Annotated in this window: 11 protein-coding genes; 4 read left to right on the top strand and 7 right to left on the bottom strand. The window is 75.6% G+C overall.

Features of this window, described 5'->3' with window-relative positions; all coding sequences use genetic code 11:
* Positions 1–24 precede the first annotated feature (24 nt).
* Positions 25–2,097 (top strand): acyltransferase family protein, encoded by a 2,073-nt coding sequence (locus Q0795_RS12030; protein WP_298889956.1) that lies wholly within the window; start codon positions 25–27, stop codon positions 2,095–2,097.
* Positions 2,094–4,247 carry an acyltransferase family protein gene (locus Q0795_RS12025; protein WP_298889954.1) on the top strand — a complete coding sequence of 718 codons (2,154 nt, stop codon included), beginning with the start codon at positions 2,094–2,096 and terminating at the stop codon, positions 4,245–4,247. Before Q0795_RS12030 ends, Q0795_RS12025 begins: the two co-directional genes overlap by 4 nt.
* 6 nt (positions 4,248–4,253) lie before the next feature.
* On the opposite strand, the gene Q0795_RS12020 is transcribed toward Q0795_RS12025, so the two are convergent.
* Genes Q0795_RS12020 through Q0795_RS12010 form a run of 3 tightly spaced genes read right to left on the bottom strand, consistent with a single transcriptional unit; the run spans position 4,254 to position 8,712 of the window.
* The gene (locus tag Q0795_RS12020) at positions 4,254–5,375 is read right to left on the bottom strand and encodes an ATP-grasp fold amidoligase family protein (RefSeq protein ID WP_298889952.1); all 1,122 of its coding nucleotides are present in this window, start codon (positions 5,373–5,375) and stop codon (positions 4,254–4,256) included.
* Positions 5,372–8,341 (bottom strand): glycosyltransferase, encoded by a 2,970-nt coding sequence (locus tag Q0795_RS12015; protein ID WP_298889950.1) that lies wholly within the window; start codon positions 8,339–8,341, stop codon positions 5,372–5,374. Before Q0795_RS12015 ends, Q0795_RS12020 begins: the two co-directional genes overlap by 4 nt.
* A complete protein-coding gene (locus Q0795_RS12010) occupies positions 8,338–8,712 on the bottom strand; it encodes a hypothetical protein (protein ID WP_298889948.1) in 375 nt (124 codons plus the stop codon). Before Q0795_RS12010 ends, Q0795_RS12015 begins: the two co-directional genes overlap by 4 nt.
* A 136-nt stretch (positions 8,713–8,848) precedes the next feature.
* Here Q0795_RS12010 and Q0795_RS12005 point away from each other — a divergent pair, with 136 nt between their 5' ends.
* Both Q0795_RS12005 and Q0795_RS12000 read left to right on the top strand, forming a co-directional pair.
* Positions 8,849–10,921 (top strand): glycosyltransferase family 2 protein, encoded by a 2,073-nt coding sequence (locus tag Q0795_RS12005; RefSeq protein WP_298889946.1) that lies wholly within the window; start codon positions 8,849–8,851, stop codon positions 10,919–10,921.
* Positions 10,911–13,997 carry a glycosyltransferase family 4 protein gene (locus tag Q0795_RS12000; protein ID WP_298889944.1) on the top strand — a complete coding sequence of 1,029 codons (3,087 nt, stop codon included), beginning with the start codon at positions 10,911–10,913 and terminating at the stop codon, positions 13,995–13,997. Before Q0795_RS12005 ends, Q0795_RS12000 begins: the two co-directional genes overlap by 11 nt.
* On the opposite strand, the gene Q0795_RS11995 is transcribed toward Q0795_RS12000, so the two are convergent.
* The 4 genes from Q0795_RS11995 to Q0795_RS11980 are packed head-to-tail and all read right to left on the bottom strand — an operon-like array spanning position 13,947 to position 18,163.
* A complete protein-coding gene (locus Q0795_RS11995; RefSeq protein WP_298889942.1) occupies positions 13,947–15,080 on the bottom strand; it encodes a glycosyltransferase in 1,134 nt (377 codons plus the stop codon). The genes Q0795_RS12000 and Q0795_RS11995 overlap by 51 nt on opposite strands.
* Positions 15,077–16,006, bottom strand: coding sequence for an ABC transporter ATP-binding protein (locus tag Q0795_RS11990; protein WP_298889940.1), 930 nt, complete (start codon positions 16,004–16,006; stop codon positions 15,077–15,079). The genes Q0795_RS11995 and Q0795_RS11990 overlap by 4 nt, the downstream gene beginning before the upstream one ends.
* Positions 15,993–16,907, bottom strand: a complete 915-nt coding sequence (locus tag Q0795_RS11985; RefSeq protein WP_298889938.1) for an ABC transporter permease — start codon at positions 16,905–16,907, stop codon at positions 15,993–15,995. The genes Q0795_RS11990 and Q0795_RS11985 overlap by 14 nt, the downstream gene beginning before the upstream one ends.
* Positions 16,904–18,163 (bottom strand): nucleotide sugar dehydrogenase, encoded by a 1,260-nt coding sequence (locus Q0795_RS11980; protein ID WP_298889936.1) that lies wholly within the window; start codon positions 18,161–18,163, stop codon positions 16,904–16,906. The genes Q0795_RS11985 and Q0795_RS11980 overlap by 4 nt, the downstream gene beginning before the upstream one ends.
* Positions 18,164–18,229 lie beyond the last annotated feature (66 nt).

The raw sequence follows: 18,229 nt of genomic DNA, 5'->3' as shown, positions 1-18,229 counted from the left end.
CCGGGCGTTTGGCACGATGAGCCCATGCCGCGCCCGGACCCCACCACCGCACCGGGGCGCGCCCGACGGCGGGACATCGAGGGCCTGCGCGCCGTCGCCGTCCTCGCGGTGCTCCTCTACCACCTGCGGGTCCCGGGCCTGGGCGGCGGCTTCGCCGGGGTCGACGTCTTCTTCGTCATCTCCGGCTTCCTCATCACCGGCATCCTGCTGCGCGAGATCGACCGGACCGGCCGGGTGTCGCTGGGTGACTTCTGGGCCCGCCGGGCCCGGCGGCTCCTCCCGGCGGCCCTGGTGGTCGTCGCGGCGACCTTCGCCGCCGGCTGGGTCGTGCTGCCGACGAGCAGCCGGCCGGACCTGATCGCCGACGTGCTCGGCTCGACGCTCTACGTCGTCAACTGGGTCCTGGCCGCCCGCTCGGTCGACTACCTCGCCGAGGGCGCGGGCGTGTCCCCGCTGCAGCACTACTGGTCGCTGGCCGTGGAGGAGCAGTTCTACCTCCTGTGGCCGCTCCTGGTCGTCGCCGGCCTCGCGCTCGCCGCGCGCCGGAGAACGTCCCCGCGCCGCCCCCTGGCCGCCCTGCTCGGCCTGGTCACGGTCCTGTCGCTGGGGTGGTCGGTGGTGGCGACCGCGCAGACGCCGCAGACCGCATACCTCGTCACCCCGACGCGGCTCTGGGAGCTGGGCGCCGGCGCCCTCCTGGCCTTCACGGTGCCCGCCCTGCGGCGGCTGCCGGCCTGGGCGGCACAGGTCGCGGCGGCGGCCGGGCTCACCCTGGTCCTGCTCACGGTGCTCCTCATCGGTCCGAGCACCCCCTGGCCGGGGTCGGCGGCCCTGCTCCCGGTCGCCGGCAGCGCGCTGCTCCTCGCCGCCGGGACCTGCGCCACCCCGACGCTCGTGGGGCGGCTCCTCTCGGTCCCGCCGATGGTGTGGGTCGGCGGGCTGTCCTACGGCATCTACCTCGTCCACTGGCCATTGCTGGTGCTCGTCGAGGAGCAGCGCGGCCCGCTGGGGCCGGCCGGTCTCGCCCTGGTCGGTGTGCTCACCGTGCTGCTGGCCTGGCTGCTGCGCCTGCTCGTCGAGGACCCGGTGCGCTTCAGCTCCCGCCTCGGCGTCCGCCCCGCGCGCTCGTTGCTCGCCGCCGGCACCGCCATGGCCGTGGTGACCGGGGCCGCCGGCGTCGCGTGGGCCGCCCGACCGACCCTGGGTGCCACCACGGCACCGGGCCCGGCCGCGCTCGTGGCCGACCCCTCGGCCGACGTCTGGGAGCCGGTGGGGCTGCCCCGGCGGGCCTACGACCGGGCGGGCCCGGTCCAGCCCGACCCGTCGCTGGCCCGGCAGGACGTGCCCGGCTACTACGCCGACGGCTGCCAGGTGCAGCAGGGGGTCGCGGTGCCGGACCCGACCTGCGTCTACGGGGACGTCGACTCACCGACGCGAGTCGCCCTGTGGGGCGACTCCAAGCTCGGGCAGTACGCCTCGGCCCTGGAGGCGATCGCGCAGGCCGAGTCCTGGCGCCTCGAGCTCTACCTCAAGAGCGCCTGCTCGCCCACCGTGGCCGGCGCGACCGAGCCGGAGTGCGACGCCTTCGGCCAGGAGGTGGTGCGCCAGCTGCTGGCCGACCCGCCGCACCTCGTGCTCCTCGGCTCCGGCGGTTTCGAGGCGGCGGAGCGCGAGGGCATGGTCGAGGGGGCCCGGGCCCTCACCGACGCCGGGATCGACGTGGTCGTCGTCGACGACAACGCCCACCCCGACCACCAGGCCTACGAGTGCGCGGCCGAGCACCCGCAGGACCTGCTGGCCTGCGAGCGTCCCCCGAGGGGCATCTACGGACGGCCGCACCTGCGGGCCGTGCACGAGGCCACCGGCGCCCCGGTCATCGACCTCAACCCCTGGATCTGCCCGGAGGAGAGCACCTGCCCGGCCGCCCTGGGCGGTCAGCTGGTCTACCGTCAGGGCAGCCATCTCACCGACACCTACGCCCGCTCCCTCACCCCCTTCCTCTACCGCGAGCTCAGCGCCCTGGGTCTCACCGAGGCGGCGCCGGGAGACATCGCGCTGGACGACGTGCCGCGCCAACCCTCCGGAGGGACCCCGTGACCGCCGCTACCGCGCCCACCTCCAGGGTCGTCTCCCCGGCCCCGGGGTCCACCCGCCTCCGCGGGGACATCGAGGGTCTGCGCGCGATCGCGGTCCTCATGGTCCTCGCCTACCACGTCGGGCTGCCCGGGTCGGGCGGCGGTTTTGCCGGCGTCGACGTCTTCTTCGTCATCTCCGGCTACCTCATCACCAGCCAGCTGGTGCGCGAGGCCCGGCGGGACGGGCGCATCTCGCTGCCCCGGTTCTACGCCCGCCGGGCGCGCCGGCTGCTGCCGGCGGCGTCGCTGGTGCTCGTGGTCACGACGCTGGCCGGGTGGCTGCTGCTCCCCCGGGGCCGGCACGCCGACCTCGGCACCGAGGTCCTCGCGGCGACGGGGTATGTCGTCAACTGGCTCCTCGCGTGGCGCGAGGTCGACTACCTCGCCGAGGACCAGAACCCCTCGCTGGTGCAGCACTACTGGTCGCTGTCCGTGGAGGAGCAGTTCTACGTGGTGTGGCCGCTGCTCATCATCGCCGTGCTGTGGCTGGTCCGGCGGCAGAGGCTACGGCTGCTGCCGGTGCTGACCCTGGCCCTGACGGTCGTGGTGCTCGCCAGCTTCTGGTGGTCGGTCGTCCGGACCGCGGCCTCGCCGGGCGAGGCCTACTTCGCCACCACCACCCGGGTCTGGCAGCTGGGGGTCGGTGCGCTGCTCGTGCTCCTCACCTCGCGGCTGGAGCGCCTGCCGCAGGCCGGTCGGACGGTGCTGGCCGCCGCCGGGGTGGTCGGCATCACCCTCACCCTCGTCACGGTCGACACGGCGACCCCGTGGCCGGGCACCGCCGCCGCGCTGCCCACGCTCGCGACGGCGGCCGTCATCGCTGCCGGCATCCACCCGGGCGGCTCACCCGTCGGACGGCTGCTCGGGGTCGCGCCGCTGCGCCTCGTCGGCGGACTGTCCTACGGCCTGTACCTCTGGCACTGGCCGCTGCTGCAGCTGCTCGCCGAGCGGGTGCCGGAGGCCGGGCTGGCGGTGCGCCTGGGCGTGGCGTTCCTCGCGGTCCTCTTGTCCTGGCTGACGCTGCACCTCGTCGAGAACCCGCTGCGCTACTCCCCGGCGCTCAGCCGCTCCCCCGGACCGGCCCTCCTGGCCGGCGCCGCGGCCATGGCCACCTCGGCGGCCCTGGCCGCCGCGCTCGTGGCGAGCGCCCCCTCCCTGGAGGAGCCGGACGCCGCGGCGGTGCAGGGGTCGGTGGGCGCCCTCGCCCTGGTCGACCCCGGCAGTCGTGGTGCCGCACAGCTGCAGCTGGTCGAGGACCCGGGGGCCGTCACCGGCCAGGTCGACCAGCCCGTCCCCGACCCGGCCGTCGCCGACGAGGACATCTCGCTGGCCTACCGCGCGGGCTGCCAGGTCAGCACGAGCGGCACCGAGCTGCCCAACGCGCAGGACTGCACCTTCGGCGACCCCGACGGAGGCGTCGAGGTCGCCGTCGTCGGCGACTCCAAGATGGAGCAGTGGAGCTCGGCGCTGCACGCCATCGGGGTCCAGGAGGGGTGGCGGGTGCGGTTCTACACGAAGTCGGCGTGCGGCTTCGTCGCGGAGGGCCGATCGCCGGAGTGCCACGACTACAACCGGATGCTCGCGCAGCACCTCGGGGAGCCCGAGCACGCCCCCGACCTCGTCCTCACCTCGGTCGGCCAGGGCTACCCGGCGGAGCTCGCCGGGTCCATGGTCGACCTGCTGCGTCCGGCCACCGACCAGGGCGCCCGGGTCGTGCTCGTCGCCGACACGCCACTGCCCGAGCCGCGCGGGGTCGCCGAGGGAGTCAGCAGCTTCGAGTGCCTGGACCAGCACCGCGAGGACATCACCCCGTGCTGGAGCCCGGCCGCCCCCGCCTCGGGGACCCGCCTGCTGAGCGAGGTGGCCGGGCGGCTCGACGCCCCGCTGGTGGAGCTGCTGCCCTGGGTCTGCCCCGCGCCCGAGCGGCTCGACGGGTGCGCGCCCGTCGTCGGTGGCGTCGTCGTCAACCGCCAGGGCAGCCACCTGACTGCGACCTACGTGCGCTCGCTGACCCCCGTGCTCCACCACGAGCTCACCCGGCTCGGGGTCACGACGACCCCGCCGGAGGAGATCAGCTGGGAGCTGCCGCAGGACCCGGCGCCCGGGCGCTGAGCGGGCTCATCCGCACTGCGCGCACGGCACGACCCGCGGCGCCCACGCCCCGGGGTCGGCCGAGCGGCTGACGTGCCCCTCGGGGTAGAGCTCGGGCACGGGGTGCTCGCCGTGCAGGATGCCCGGCGGCCGGCCGGCCACGAGGTCGAGCTCGAGGCGGCTGGCGGCCGCCTCCCACCCGAGACCCATGCGTTCGTCGTGGTCGGCGCGGAACGGCTGGCGACCACCCGGGGTCCGGGTGAGCTCGCCGAGCACGGCCCCCCGCTCGGTGCCGTAGAGGTCCACCCGGATGAAGGGCAGCCCGGTCGCGAGGGACAGGTGCCGGGCCATCTCCACCATCTCCGGCAGGTCCGGCGGCACCGGGACGGCGCGGTCGTCCTCCCGGCCGATCATGACCGCGCCCAGCTCCGCCCCGTCCGCGTCGACGTAGCGGTACCCCATGGACCGCAGGTGACCGTGCCGGGAGACGCGTCGGAGCATGACGTGCAGCACCTCCCCGTAGCTGACGTTGATCTTCACGTCGTCCGGGATCGGGCCTCCCCCGGGCTGACGGAGCACCTCCTCGGCGAAGAAGGGTCCGCTAATCCGGCCCTGCGCCGCGCGGGAGGTGAAGTGCTCCCGCACCTCGTCCGCGCTGAGCGAGCGCACCCCGTCGAGGGTCTGGTACCCGCCTCCGGCGACCCGGCGCAGCGGCAGCACCCCGTGGCTGCCGGCGCCCCCGTCGGACTTGACGACCACCTCGTCGGGAAGGGCGTCCAGGTCGATGCCGGCCGGGTCCTCCCACACCCCGAGGATGCGGGGGGTGGGGATGCCGTGGCTGGCGGCGAGGCGGTAGTTGCGCAGCTTGAACGGCACCTGGCGCAACGGGTGGCGGCGCTCGGGGTCGAGCTCGCGCAGCGCGACGGTCACCCGGCGCAGGGTCACGAGGTGCTGGGTGAAGCTGGATCGCCGGGCGAGCTCGGCGGGGTCGACCAGCGTGGCGGCATGGTCCCGCTGCGCGTCGAGCTCCTGCTCCAGCCCGGTGCGCTCGGCCTCCAGCGCGCGGATCCGCTGGTTGCGCCGGCGCAGCTCGGCGTCCCGCTTCTCCAGGGGTGGGATGCGCCGGATGACCTCACGTCGCAGGTTCATGACCTCTCCTCGGTGGTCGGGGCCGTCGTGGCCTCGGTATGCCTGGGGGCCGCCCGCCACACCCAGCCCGGCGGCGGCGCGTCCCACAGCCGGTGCGCGAGGGCCGTCGCGGCGCCCCCGGCCGGGTCGTCCGCGCCGGCCGGGTCGTCCGCGCCGGCCGGGTCGGGCACCGGCGTGTCCCCCTCGGCGCGGTCGGCGGACAGGGTCAGACCCCCCTGCTGCAGGAGCACGCGACGGACGCCGGAGGGTGCGCCGGCGAGCAGCGGTCCGGGGGTCCACGTCGGCCCGGGCGGGTCGGGCACCTCGCGGCCCAGCCACCCCCGCAGCTCGGTCTCGGTGAGCCCGACGTGCTCCACCACGAGCGCGTCCGCGCGGGTGCCGTCACCGGCGCTGCGCAGCGGCACCCGGACGGGCGAGGCCATCGGTGCGTCCGCCCCCTCCGGCCCCTCGTCCACCGGCCCCTCGTCCGCCCCGGACAGGTGCGGCCGCAGACGGTCCACGAAGCCCGCGTGGCCGTACCGCTCTCGCACCAGGGCCGCCGTGCGCTCGACCCGCTCGCGGTAGGCGCCCGGGTCCGCGGTGTAGCGCGCCACCAGGGCCTGCGCCTCCCCCGGTGCCGCGTAGTCGAGGAGGTCGCCGAAGGTGGGTCGGTGCTTGGGGTGGGCGATGACGAGGACGCCGCTGGCGGCCGCCTCGAGCAGGGTGCGGCCGAAGGCCTCGTGGGCGTCCGGGTTGTCGAGGTAGACGTAGAAGTCCAGGCCGGCGAGGAAGGGCCGGACGTCCTCGGTCGTGGCCGGCAGGACCGTCCACCTGGCCGGCTCCTCCCCCGGGGCGTCGGCGGCGGCGCGCAGCGCGGCGACGGTCTGCTCCCCGCCGAGGACCCGCACCTCGTGCCCGGGACCGAAGGCATACCCCCGCCGCAGCTCCTCCCACGTCGGCGGGAACTTGATCCGGTCGTCCCGGGAGTGCCGCCCGACCACCACCGTGCCCGACGCACCGGGGGGCCGGTCGGTGGGCCGCACCGCCCAGGCGTCGGCGTCGATGAGCCCGGGGTTGTCCCAGGAGGTGAGCACCACCGCCGGGTCCTGCTCGCGCAGGACCCGGCGGATGGTCGGGCTCTGCGGCACCCAGGTGACCGGCGCCCCGAAGAGCTCGCCGGCGCGCCGGGTGACGTCGGTGACGACGTACCGCTGGTCGCTGCCGTCGGGCTCCAGCGGTCCCTGGTTGGCCATGACGAGGAGCTGGCGCACGCGCGCGGGGCGGGCCAGCACCGGGGGGTACTGCAGGATGGGCGGGTAGCGGACCAGCAGCACGTCGATGTCGACGTCGTCGTCCGGCAGCACCCAGGTGACCGCGCCCGAGCGCACCAGGTCGGTGAACGGGACGGCCAGCGGCTGGTCCTGGGCGGACATGAAGCGCAGCGCCTCCAGGTGCATGACGCCGACCCGCAGCCCGGCCTCGAGCGCCGCGCGGATCTCCTCCATCATGGAGCGCTGCGGGCCGCCGAACTTGCGCCAGTCCCCGGCGACGACGAGATCGAGCCGGGCCGGCCGGGCCTCGAGCAGCGGGTGGGTGGGCCGGGTCCAGCGCAGCGGCTCCGGGAAGCGGCGCGGCAGCTCGGGGTCGAGGTATGCCGCGTCCTCACCGCCGCGGACGGCGTCGTGCCAGGGCGTGTAGAGCGCCTTGTAGAGCTGGCGTGCCGGGTGCCGGTAGCCGTTGGCGAACTCCTCCGAGGACAGCGTCGGGGCCCCGCCGCGCAGGATGGTCGTGGTCTCCTCGACGTCCCGGACCACCGGCCCGAAGGCGGCCTCCAGGCGGCGGGTGAACTCGGTGTCGGCGCCCTTGCGGGTGGGGTCGAAGAAGCCGATGCGGTTCATCACGGGCAGGCGCCGGAAGAGCACGGTCGCGGCGGAGGCGAAGCGGGGCAGGTAGCCGGGCCGGGTGAGGACGAGGTCGGGGGTGACGCGCACGCCCTGCGCCCGGGTCGCGAGCAGACCGGGGTCGGCCAGCAGCGGCGCCACGCAGACCTCGAGGGTCTGCGGGTGCCACCAGTCGTCGGAGTCGACGACGACCACGTAGTCGCCGCGGGCCAGGCGCAGGGCGGTGTTGCGGGCGCGGTAGGTGCCGCCGTTGAGCGCCTTGCGGACCACCCGGACGCGGGGGTCGAGCCGTTCGACCTCGGCCAGCAGACCGGCAGTCTCCTCGTCGCCGGAGGCGTCGTCCACGACGAGCAGCTCCAGGTCGGCCCAGCTCTGCGCGAGGACCGAGCGGACGGCCGTGAGCAGCGGCGGGCCGGGGCGGTAGCTGCTCATGAGCACGGTCACCAGCCCGCTCCCGCTCACCGGCTCGACCGCCCGGGTGCTCAGCGTGTCGAGGTCCGGTGCGGCACCACCCTCGGGCGCCCGGACCGGCGCGAGTCGGCCGCTGCCGAGCGCGGCGGAGAAGGCCGCGGCCCAGCGCTCGCCCTGTCCGGCGGCGCCCGGGTCGAGCCGGGGGTGCAGGGCGTCGGCCCGCACCGACGCGGCCACGCCGGGCCGGACCCGCCGGTCGGCGGCCAGGTCGACCGCACCGCCGGGGTCGCCGCCCAGGACGCGCAGCTGGGCCAGCATCTCGACGTGCTCGCGGCGGAGCGCCGCACCGTGCGGGGAGGCGAGGAGCTGCTCGAGCAGCCCCCGACCGACGGTGACGTCCTGCGGGTCACCGGTCTGGACGGCGAGGACGCGGGCGTGGTCGGCCAGACCGAGCGGGTCGGCGTCGTCGGGGACCCCGGCCCGCGGGCCGCGCTGCGCCCACGCGGCCAGGTCGGCGGGCAGGTGACCGGGCCAGGCCGCCTCGGCCAGCACCTCCCGGCCGTGGACGGACCGGGTGCGCAGCGCCGTCGCGACCAGCGCCCTGGAGCGTCGGCCGGCGATGCGCGCGTGGTCGGCCGCCACCCCCCTGGTGGTGGCGCTCCGGGCCGTGCTCACCGCGGGTCGTGGTCGGCCCGCGAGCCCGTCCGGGCCAGCGCGTCGTCCAACGCCGCCTGCATCCGGTCCAGGCGCCCGGTGTACTGCGCCTGCAGCAGCTGCACGGCTCCGAGCAGGTCGGCCTCCGAGGGCCCCGCCGCTCCCGTGGGCTGGGCGGGCGCCCGGCTGGCCCGGATCTCGTCGCGCAGGTAGGTGCGCAGGCTCCGGACGCGACGCCAGGAGTCCAGCTGGACCGCAAGCACGGCCGTCCCCAGCAACCCTCCGGCGACCGCTGCGAGGACCGGGCTGCCGATCGCCGCGCCGATGACCAGCACCACGGTGAGGACGAGCCCGAGGGCGCTGCCGACGACGGGAACGAGGCGGACGGGCACGCGACAGACCTTCCTGCACGGGGTGGGGTGTCGGGGTTCCGGCACCGGGCCAGACGGTGTTCACTGTACCCCGGGGCCGGGCGCCCCGGCCCGGCACGACGCACCCGCGAGCCCACGAGGGAGAGCTGTCCACCCCATGAGCACCGATCCGGTCCCGTCGTGGCTCGCCTGGCAGCTGGGGCACGGTCCCGCCGGGGACGACCCGGCCGCGCTCTTCCACCTGGCCCTGCGGCACCGCTCGCCGGACGCCCTCGAGGTGCTCGCCGGCCGGGCCAGCACGGGGCGGCACACCGCGTCGACCCTGCTGGCGGCCGTCCTGGGCGAGGGCGTGCCGAGCGTGTGCCTGCGCGGCACCCCGCAACGGCGGGCGCTGGCGGGGGTCGCCTTCGTGTGGGCGGGCCTGCTGCGCTCCCAGGAGGAGCTGCGCGCGGCGGCCCTGGTCGTGGAGACCCTGTGGCGGGGTGAGGGCCTGTCGTGGGTCTCCCCGCAGCTGCGCATGACCGCGCTGCAGACGCTCTACCTCGCCGGTCGCCACGAGCAGCTGCGGCAGCTGCTGGCGGACGCCGAGGGTCTGCACCCCGACGCCGAGCTCTATCTGCGGGTGGACCTGGCGAACCCGCACGGAGCGAGCACCGTGGCCCTGGCCGAGACCGCCTGGGAGCAGCTGCTCGGCACCCGCTTCGCCGAACGTGGGCTCGCCACGCCGCGGTTGCGCGAGGTGGACCGGGACGACGCGGTCGACGGCGCACCCTGCCCCTTCGACCGGCTCGCGGCACCGGGGCCGGTGGCCGGCTCGGCCGTCGCCGGCGAGCTCGTCACCGTCATCATGCCCAGCTGGCGCCCGGATGTCGGGCTGCTCACGGCGGTGCGCTCCATCACCGAGCAGACCTACCCCGAGCTGGAGATCGTCGTGGTCGACGACTGCTCGGGGCCCGACTTCGCGGAGGTCTACGCCCGGGTGGCCGCGCTGGACCCCCGGGTCCGGGTCCTGACCATGGAACGCAACGGAGGGTCCTACCTCGGCAGGGCCGCCGCGATCGAGTCCTCGCGGGGCAGTCTCATCACCTTCCAGGACGCCGACGACTGGTCGCACCCGAACCGCATCGAGCACCAGGTGCGGGCCCTGGACGACGCTGGTCCGCAGACCCCGATGAGCCGCAGCCTCGCGGTCCGGGCGAAGGACGACCTCACCCACCAGTGGCTGGGCTACCGCGCGGTGCGCGAGAACGCCTCCTCGCTGCTGCTGCGCCGCAGCATCCTGGAGCGGACCGGCGGGTTCCTGCCGGTGCGCAAGGGGGCCGACTCCGAGTTCGCCGAGCGGGTGGCCCGGCTGCACGGCCAGATCGTCGACGTGGAGCTGCCGCTGGCGGTGACCCGGCTGCGGGCCGGCTCGCTCTCGCGGGGCGACTTCACCTTCTCCTGGGCCGCCCCCGAGCGACGTGCCTTCCGCTCGAGCTTCATGGCCTGGCACCGCCGCCTCAGCAGGCGCCGGCGCGACGAGGGCGAGGCGAGCGTCGACGACGCCACCCTCGGCGCGCTGCCCTTCCCCGTCCCCCGGGGGTGGACCCGGGGGCTCCCCGTCGGCGCGCTCGTCCCGGGCCGGCTGGCCACGGCATACCTCGGCTCCTTCTCCGCGCCCCCCACCACCCGCGCGAGCGGGTGGCTCCAGCGACGGCTGCGGACCGGCCCGCCCGAGCAGCGGGTCGGCCTGTGGCACCAGGAGGGCCACGCCGCGGCGGGGGTGCGCCGAGCCGAGCTGGACCGGGGGCTCGACGACGCCCTGCTGGACGGTCGGGCCTGGCTGCTCTCCCGGACCGACGACATCGCCGTGGACCGGCTCGTCGTCCTCGACCTCTCGGTCCTGGCCCTGCTGGCCGGGCAGGGCGTGCGCGTGCAGGCCGGTGCGGTGGAGGTCTGGCTCGGCACCGAGAGCGTGCGGCCCGGGCCCTCCGGCCTCCCGGAGGACCTCCTCGGGGCCGGTGACGTGGTGCGCTCCTGGTGGGGGGTCCGGCCCCGCTGGGTCGTCGCCCCGTGGCTGGACGAAGGCGAGGAGGCCGAGCTGCGGCGGGCGCTGCCCGGGCTCGACCTGCACCCGCACGGGGGCACTGCGCAGGACGTGGGTGGCCCGCCCGGACCGACCACCACCGGGTCGCCCCGGTCCGTGGAGGTCGCCCGCACGCCGACGTCGGAGGTCCACGGTGCCGGCTGACCCGGTCGCCGGGCAGCCCGACCAGCCGGCGGTCCTGCTCCTCGTCGGTGGCGACCCGGACCAGCTCGCCGCCGCGCTCGGCCGCGACCTCGGGGTCCTGCTCCCCTCGCTCACCCTCCCGCAGACCGGGCCCGGCGCGGCGCCGGTGCCGGGCCGGACCGTCCTGCGGGCCGGGCACGGACGGCCTCGGTGGCAGCGGACACCGCTGCGGGTGACCGGGCTCCTGCCCGCCGGCCCACGGGCGGCCCTGGCCGCCCGGCTGGACCCGCGGCTCGTCCCGGCCGCGCGCTCGGCGGACCTCGTCCTGGTCCTGGGCCCCGGCGCGGAGGCGGTCGCCGCCAGGACGCGGATCCTGGCCCCGACCACCCGCGTCGTCGTCGGACCGGGACCGGTGCGGACCGCGGCCGCCGAGGTCGCCCGGGGCTGGCTCCCCGCCGGTCCTCCGAGACGCCGGGCGAGCCTGCCGCAGGACGAGCTGGACGCGCTGTGCGCGGCCGTGCGCCTGCTCCGTGAGGACCTCCCACCGGGGCCCGAGGTGCGCGAGCGGGCACGACGGGTGCCCTGGACGACCCTCGACGAGCACCAGCGGCAGGTCCTCCTCGAGGCCCTCGTCCCGCTGCTCGGGGCGGACGACGTCGTCCTGCGTGCCTGGGCGGCCCTCGCGGGGAGCGGCAGCGACGCGCAGGCCGTCGAGGCCGGGACGGACCTGCTCGCCGCCGCCGACGGCCTGCTGGACGGCGATCCCGGCACCGCCGCACGCTGGGCGGCCCTGGCGCTGCGCCTGCTGCCTGCCGACGGGGGGACGTCGTCCCGCGACCTGCTGCGGGGCAGCCGGACGGGCCGGGCGCTCACCGACCCCGTCCGCGACCGCGTGGACGCCGCAAGCATGGCCGACGCGGCGGACACAGCGAACGCAGCGGGCGCCGAGGCCGCGCCGGCGCAGAGCTCGCACCACCGGGTCCTGGTGCTGCCGAAGGACGGCTCCGGCCCGCCGCTGCGCACGACCCTGCGGGTCTCCCCGGTGGTGGACGTCACGCTGCTCGGCGCCGGCGACGGCGCCGTCCCTACCCCGTTGCGCGGCGCGGGCGTTCCCGACGCCCTCGTGGAGGCCCGGCTGCGGGCCGGTCTCGGGAGGCCGGGCCCGGCCTACCCCTCGTTCACCGCGGCGGTGCAGGACGGGCCGCCCGACGTCGTCCTCGTCGACGGCGCCGACCAGCGCGCCGTCCTGGCCTCGCTCGTCGCCCCCGTCACGGCGCGGCTCCTGGTTCTGCTGCGCCCGGGGGACCTCGACGCGCCGTGGCTGCCGATGCTGGAGACCGGTCGCATGGAGCGCCTGCTCGTCGAGGACGACGCGTCCGCCGGCCGGGTCCGCGAGCTGGCGCCGGGAGCGGTCGTCGAGGTGGTGCCCGGGCTCGGCTCGCTGCGCGCGGAGACGTCGACCGGCGGCGCCGCCACGACCCTGCGCGAGGCCGTCCTGGGTGACATCGGGCGGCTGGCCGACCGGACGAGGGCCGGCGAGCACGAGGCCGCCATGGCGCTCGTCCACGAGCTGCTCGCCCGTCCGGACGACGCGGTCGGGCCCGCCGTGCTGCAGCAGGCGGCCCTCACGGCCACCAAGGCCGGGGAGCCCAGCGCCCGGCTGGCCGTCCTGCGTCGCTGGGCCGCGCGGGACGACCGGGCCCTGCTCGCGACGCTGGTCCGCGAGCAGGAGGGGCGGTTGCGCGAGTTCGACCCCGGCTGGTGGCCCGGCGACCTCGCACCCCGACCGGTCGACCCGGTCCCCGGCCGGGTGCTGCACCTGCTCAAGGCCTCCCTCCCGCAGCGCACCAGCGGGTATGCCGTCCGCTCGTTCTACCTCCTGCGGGAGCGGCGACGCGCCGGCGAGGACGTGCTGGCCGCCACCGCCCTGGACTTCCCCGACGAACCGGCGCCACCGGTGCAGGACGTGGGCGGCGTCCCCCACCTGCGGCTCACCCGCACGGACGTGCCGGACCGGGAGGCTCCCGACCAGCACCTGGACGTCTTCGCCCGCCACCTGCTCGACGTCGTCACCGAGCACCGGCCGGCCGTCCTGCACGCCCACTCCGGGCACCGCGGCTACGAGCTCGCGCTGGTCGCCCTCGCCGTCGGCCGCGCCACCGGCATACCGGTCGTCTACGAGGTCCGCGGCCTCTTCGAGGCGGTGTGGACCTCCGACGTCGGGCGGGCCACGCGCAGCGAGCTCTACCGGCTGCGGCGCGAGCTGGAGACCCGGGTCCTCACCGAGGCGGACGCGGTGGTGACGTTGAGCGAGTCCATGCGCGAGGACATCGTGCAGCGGCCCCCGACCCGGGCCGGCCGCACGCCGGACCCGGCGCGGGTCGTGGTCGTCCCGAACGGGGTGGACGCCGAGGCGATCGGGCCGCGCGACCCGCGGGCCGACCTGCGCGAGCGGCTCGGGCTCGGCGAGGGCGGCTCACTCGTCGTCGGCTACGTGAGCAACCTGGACCACCCGCGGGAGGGCCAGGAGACGCTGGTGGAGGCGGTCTCGGTGCTGCGCGGCCGCGGGCTCGCCGTGACCGTGCTGCTCGTCGGGGGCGGCGAACGCCAGGAGGCCCTGGAGCGGCTGGCCGCCGAGCGCGGCGTCGCCGAGCACGTCGTCCTCACCGGGCAGGTCCCGCACGAGGAGGTCGGCGACTACTACGCCCTCCTCGACATCTTCGTCGTCCCCCGGATCGACGAGCGGGCGGCACGGCTGGTGACCCCGCTCAAGCCCTACGAGGCGATGTCGATGGGCCTGCCGCTGGTGGTCTCGGCGCTCCCCGCCCTGCTGGAGGTCGTCGGCGGAGGGGAGCGCGGCGCGACCTTCCCGCCGGGGGACGCCGAGGCGCTCGCCGACGTGCTCGCCGACCTCCTGCACGACCCCGCCCGCCGGGCGGAGATGGCCCGGTCCGCCCGGGCGTGGGTGCGCGAGCACCGCACCTGGTCCGCGATCGCGACGCGCTACGACGAGGTCTACGAGATCGCCACCGGGGCGCGACCGCCCTCAGCGGGGCGCGTCGGCGAGCCGGTCCATGGCGTCGACGAAGGCGCGTGAGTGCACGGCCCAGTCCAGCTCCCGGGCGGCGAGGGCGTGCCCCTGACGGCCCAGGGCCGCGGCGGCCGCCGGGTCCTCGACCCAGCCGAGCAGCGTCTGCACGGTCTGCTCCACGTCGTGGAAGGGCACGACGACACCCGCGGCGCTGCGCTCGACGAGGTCGACGGCCCGCGGCAACGGCGTCGTGACGACGGGGACGGCGTGGGCGATGTACTCGACCACCTTGGTCGGCATGCTCGGGCGGAAGTTCGCGACGTCGTGCAGCAGCGACAGCCCGGCGAGGGCTCCGTCCAGGCGGGCCAGCGCCTCCCGCGCCGGCAGGAACCCCGTCCACTCCAGGTGCCCTCGCTCCCGGGCCGCCTCGAGCTCGGCGGTGACGGCGGCGCCGTGCGCCGGGCCGACCACCTCGAGCACCGCTCGTCCGCCGGTGCGCCGGTGCAGCTGCTCTCCGACCGCGACGAGCTCGGCGACGCCGCGCTCGCGGGCCAGGCTGCCGAGGTAGACCACGCGCAGGCGCCCCTGCTCGTCCGGGGTCCCGGCCGGGGGTGGGTCGACCGGCACCGGGGTGGTGTTGGGGACGACGAGGTGCGCGCGGGCGAACCGGTCGGCGTACTCCTCGTCGGCCAGGATGAGGACCATCCGCCGCTCGGCGCTGCGCTCGAGCGCGGAGGCCACCGAGGCCAGCGGGCCGCGCAGCCGGTCGGGCACCCAGGAGCGCAGGGCGACGACGGCCCTCGTGTCCTCGTGCACGTCCCACACCGTCACCGGGAGGGAGATGCCCAGGGTGGCCGGGACCAGCTCGGGGTCGTGCAGCATCACCACGTCGTGCCGCGGCCCGAGCTCGCGCAGGACCCGGCGGGCCTCCCGCTGGGCGGCCACCCGGCGGCGACCGGTGGACCGGGTGACGTCGACGGTCCGCAGCCCCTGCACGTCCGTGGGGCGCTCGACGCCGTGACCGCCGAACGGCGCGGCCAGGGTGACCTCCCACCCGGCCTCCAGCAGGCTGGCGACCTGGCGGTGCCGGATGCGCGCGTCGTCCGGGTGGTGGACGACGGTGACGACGAGGATCCGGCGTGGGCTCACCAGTTCCCCTCCGGCTCCCACCTGCGCAGCAGCTCGCGGGCCGCCTCCGGGCCCTGCTCGGTCATGACCCGCTCGATCTGCTCGTAGCGTTCCTTCCACACCTGGCGGTGCCGGCCGTACTTACGGCCGTAGAGGCCGTTGACGACCGAGGGGCGCCCGTCCCCGAGCAGCCGTCCGTCGTCCATCCACAGCACCCGCGTGCACAGCTGGTTGATCCGCTTGCGGCTGTGCGCGACGAGGAAGACCGTCCCGGCCTGCTGCCGGATCTGCTCGATGCGTTCGGTGGCCCTCGCCCGGAAGTGCTCGTCACCCGTCGCCAGCGCCTCGTCCACGATGAGGATGTCGGGGACCACGGCGGTCGAGATCGCGAACCGCAGCCGGGCCGCCATCCCGCTGGAGTAGCTGCTCATCGGCAGGTCGATGAAGTCACCGATGTCGGCGAACTCGATGATGTCGTCCATCCGCCGCCGGACCTGCGCCGGGGTGAGGCCGAGGGCCTGCGCCCCGATCCAGATGTTGTCGCGGCCGCTGAGCTTCTTCTGCAGCACGGCGTTGACGCCCAGCAGGGCGGCGCGGCCCCCGAGCCAGATGGTCCCGCTGCTCGGCGGCACCAGGCCCGCGACCGAGCGCAGCAGCGTCGACTTCCCCGACCCGTTGCGGCCGATGATGCCGATCGACTCCCCGCGGTAGGCCACGAACGACACGTCCTTGACCGCGTGCACCTCCTGCACCCCCAGGCCCGCCTGGTTGCCCCGGCTGAGGAGGCGGCGCACGGCGCCCTCCTCCTCGCTCTCCTCCGGGCGCTTCGGGCTGCCGTAGATGCGGTAGCGGATGTCGACGTGCGACACGATGACCGAGGGGATCCGGTCCTCCTCCGCGGCGGGCGTCGCGGCGGTCCGCGCGCCGGCGTCCTCAGGCACGGCCATACGTCCCCTCCCCGCGCCAGAAGACGATGAAGCCGCTGACGAAGAGGACGACCGCCCAGCCCGCGGCCACCGCCCACGTCTGCCAGCGCAGCTCGAAGCCCTGCAGCAGGGTCTCCCGGACCAGCGTGAGGCTCACCGCGACCGGTTGGTACTCCAGCAGCAGGCCCACCCACCGGGGCGCGTCGTCGATGCTGGCGAACCGCACCTGGATGGAGAAGAACACCCCGGAGACGTAGCGCAGCAGCCGGGTGATGAGGGGCACGATGTTGGCGAGGTCCCGGACGGCGTGCACGGCGCGGGAGATGAGCATGGAGATGCCCAGCCCCATGACGACCACGATGAGCAGCGCCACCGGGAAGAGCAGCCACTCCCAGGTGACCGGCTCCTTGGTGATGAGGGCGATGACCACGAGCACGAGGAAGGCCGGGATGTTGTTGACGAACTCGGAGATGACCTTGACCACGGGCAGCAGCACCCGGGGGAAGGCCAGCGAGCGCATCATCCCGACGTTGCCGAGCAGGGAACGCGCCCCGGAGGTGAGGGTCGCCGAGATGAAGGAGAAGGTGAACAGGCCGACGGTGAGGAAGGCGACGAAGTTGTCGACGTCGCGGTCCAGGCCGAGCAGGACCCCGAAGATGAGGTAGTAGGCCACGCCGAGGAGGATCGGGTTGATGACCGACCACAGGACGCCGAGGTAGTTGTCCCGGTGCTGGCTGACGACCTCGCCCTTGGCGAGCGACCACATGAGGTGGCGGTAGCGCCAGATCTCCCGGAGGTAGCCGCCCAGCGAGGGTCGCACCGCGACCTGCGTCATCCCGTGGCGGCGTGCCAGCTCCGCGGCCTCGGCGTGAGGCATCACCGTGGGCTGGTGGCGCGGCTCGGGCCCGAGGTCGGAGCTCACAGCCGGACGACCTTCTCCCCTCCGGTGGCGGCCCCGCGGGTGTCGAAGAAGGTCCGGGAGGCGTCGGCGAGGGCGTCCACGTCGTAGCCGCGGTGGTTCTGCACGAGGATGGTCAGGTCGGCCTGGGCCGCCGCGTCGGCGGCGTCCTGCACCCGTTCCGCCTCGGGCACCGCGTGCCACTCCTGGACGTGCGGGTCGTGGAAGAGCACCTGCGCGCCCTTGGCGGCCAGCTGCCGCGCCAGCGGGACCGCCGGGCTCTCGCGCTGGTCGGCGATGTTGGGCTTGTAGGTCACCCCCAGCAGGAGCACGCTCGAGCCGTTGAGCGCCTTGCCCTCGGTGTTGAGGATGTCCTGGGCGCGGGAGACGACGTAGGACGGCATACCGGCGTTGATCTCCTGCGCCAGCTCGACGAACCGGAACGGGTAGCCCAGTCGGGCGCGCACGTTGTGCGACAAGTAGTTCGGGTCGATCGGGATGCAGTGCCCACCCACCCCGGGTCCGGGGTAGAACGCCTGGAACCCGAACGGCTTGGAGCTCGCCGCGTCGATGACGTCCCACAGGTCGATCCCGAGCTGGTGGCAGAACCGGGTCATCTCGTTGACCAGCGCGATGTTGATGTGCCGGTAGGTGTTCTCCAGCAGCTTGGCCGTCTCGGCCTCGCGGGTCCCCTTGGTGCGCACCACCGTGTCGACGAAGGTCCCGTAGAACGCGGCCGCCGCGTCGCTGCACGCCGGGGTGTGCCCGCCCACCACCTTGGGGGTGTTCTTGGCACCGAAGCTGGTGTTGCCCGGGTCGATGCGCTCCGGGGAGAAGGCCAGGTGGAAGTCCCGACCGGCGACCAGGCCGCCCGCCTCCAGCGCCGGCCGCACCACCTCGTCGGTCGTGCCCGGGTAGGTCGTCGACTCCAGCACGACCAGCATCCCCGGGCGCAGGTTGCGGGCCACCGCCGCGACCGCCGACTCCACCGCCCGCAGGTCGGGTCCGCCGTCCGCGGACAGCGGCGTCGGCACGCAGATCACCGCCGTGGAGGCCTCGGCGATCCGCGCCTCGTCCGTCGTCGCCTCGAAGCCCCCCTCGCGCATCTGGGCGATGTCGTCGTCGGCCAGGTCGTCCACGTGCGACCGGCCCGCGTTGAGGTCGTCCACCACGCCCTGGTGGATGTCGAAACCCAGGACCCTCATCCCGGCGCGGGTCGCCTCCTGCGCCAGGGGGAGGCCCACATATCCCAGGCCGATGATGACAGCGTCGACAGCCACGGTGGCCAGTCTCCTTCGCGACAAGAGGGTGGGTCGGGGCGCCCGCCGGGCGCGTCCCGAGCATAA

Origin of the sequence: uncultured Serinicoccus sp. (assembly GCF_947487915.1) — a bacterium.
In the GTDB taxonomy this organism is placed as follows: Bacteria; Actinomycetota; Actinomycetes; order Actinomycetales; family Dermatophilaceae; genus Ornithinicoccus.
The sequence above is the reverse complement of the archived record's forward strand: the minus strand, read 5'-3'. Positions and strand labels throughout refer to the sequence as shown.

Excerpts from the sequence above, each read along its gene's own strand:
- Q0795_RS12030 (WP_298889956.1), top strand. The coding sequence starts at position 25 with ATGCCGCGCCCGGACCCCACCACCGCACCGGGGCGCGCCCGACGGCGG.
- Q0795_RS12020 (WP_298889952.1), bottom strand. The coding sequence starts at position 5,375 with ATGAACCTGCGACGTGAGGTCATCCGGCGCATCCCACCCCTGGAGAAG.
- Q0795_RS12005 (WP_298889946.1), top strand. The coding sequence starts at position 8,849 with ATGAGCACCGATCCGGTCCCGTCGTGGCTCGCCTGGCAGCTGGGGCAC.
- Q0795_RS11990 (WP_298889940.1), bottom strand. The coding sequence starts at position 16,006 with ATGGCCGTGCCTGAGGACGCCGGCGCGCGGACCGCCGCGACGCCCGCC.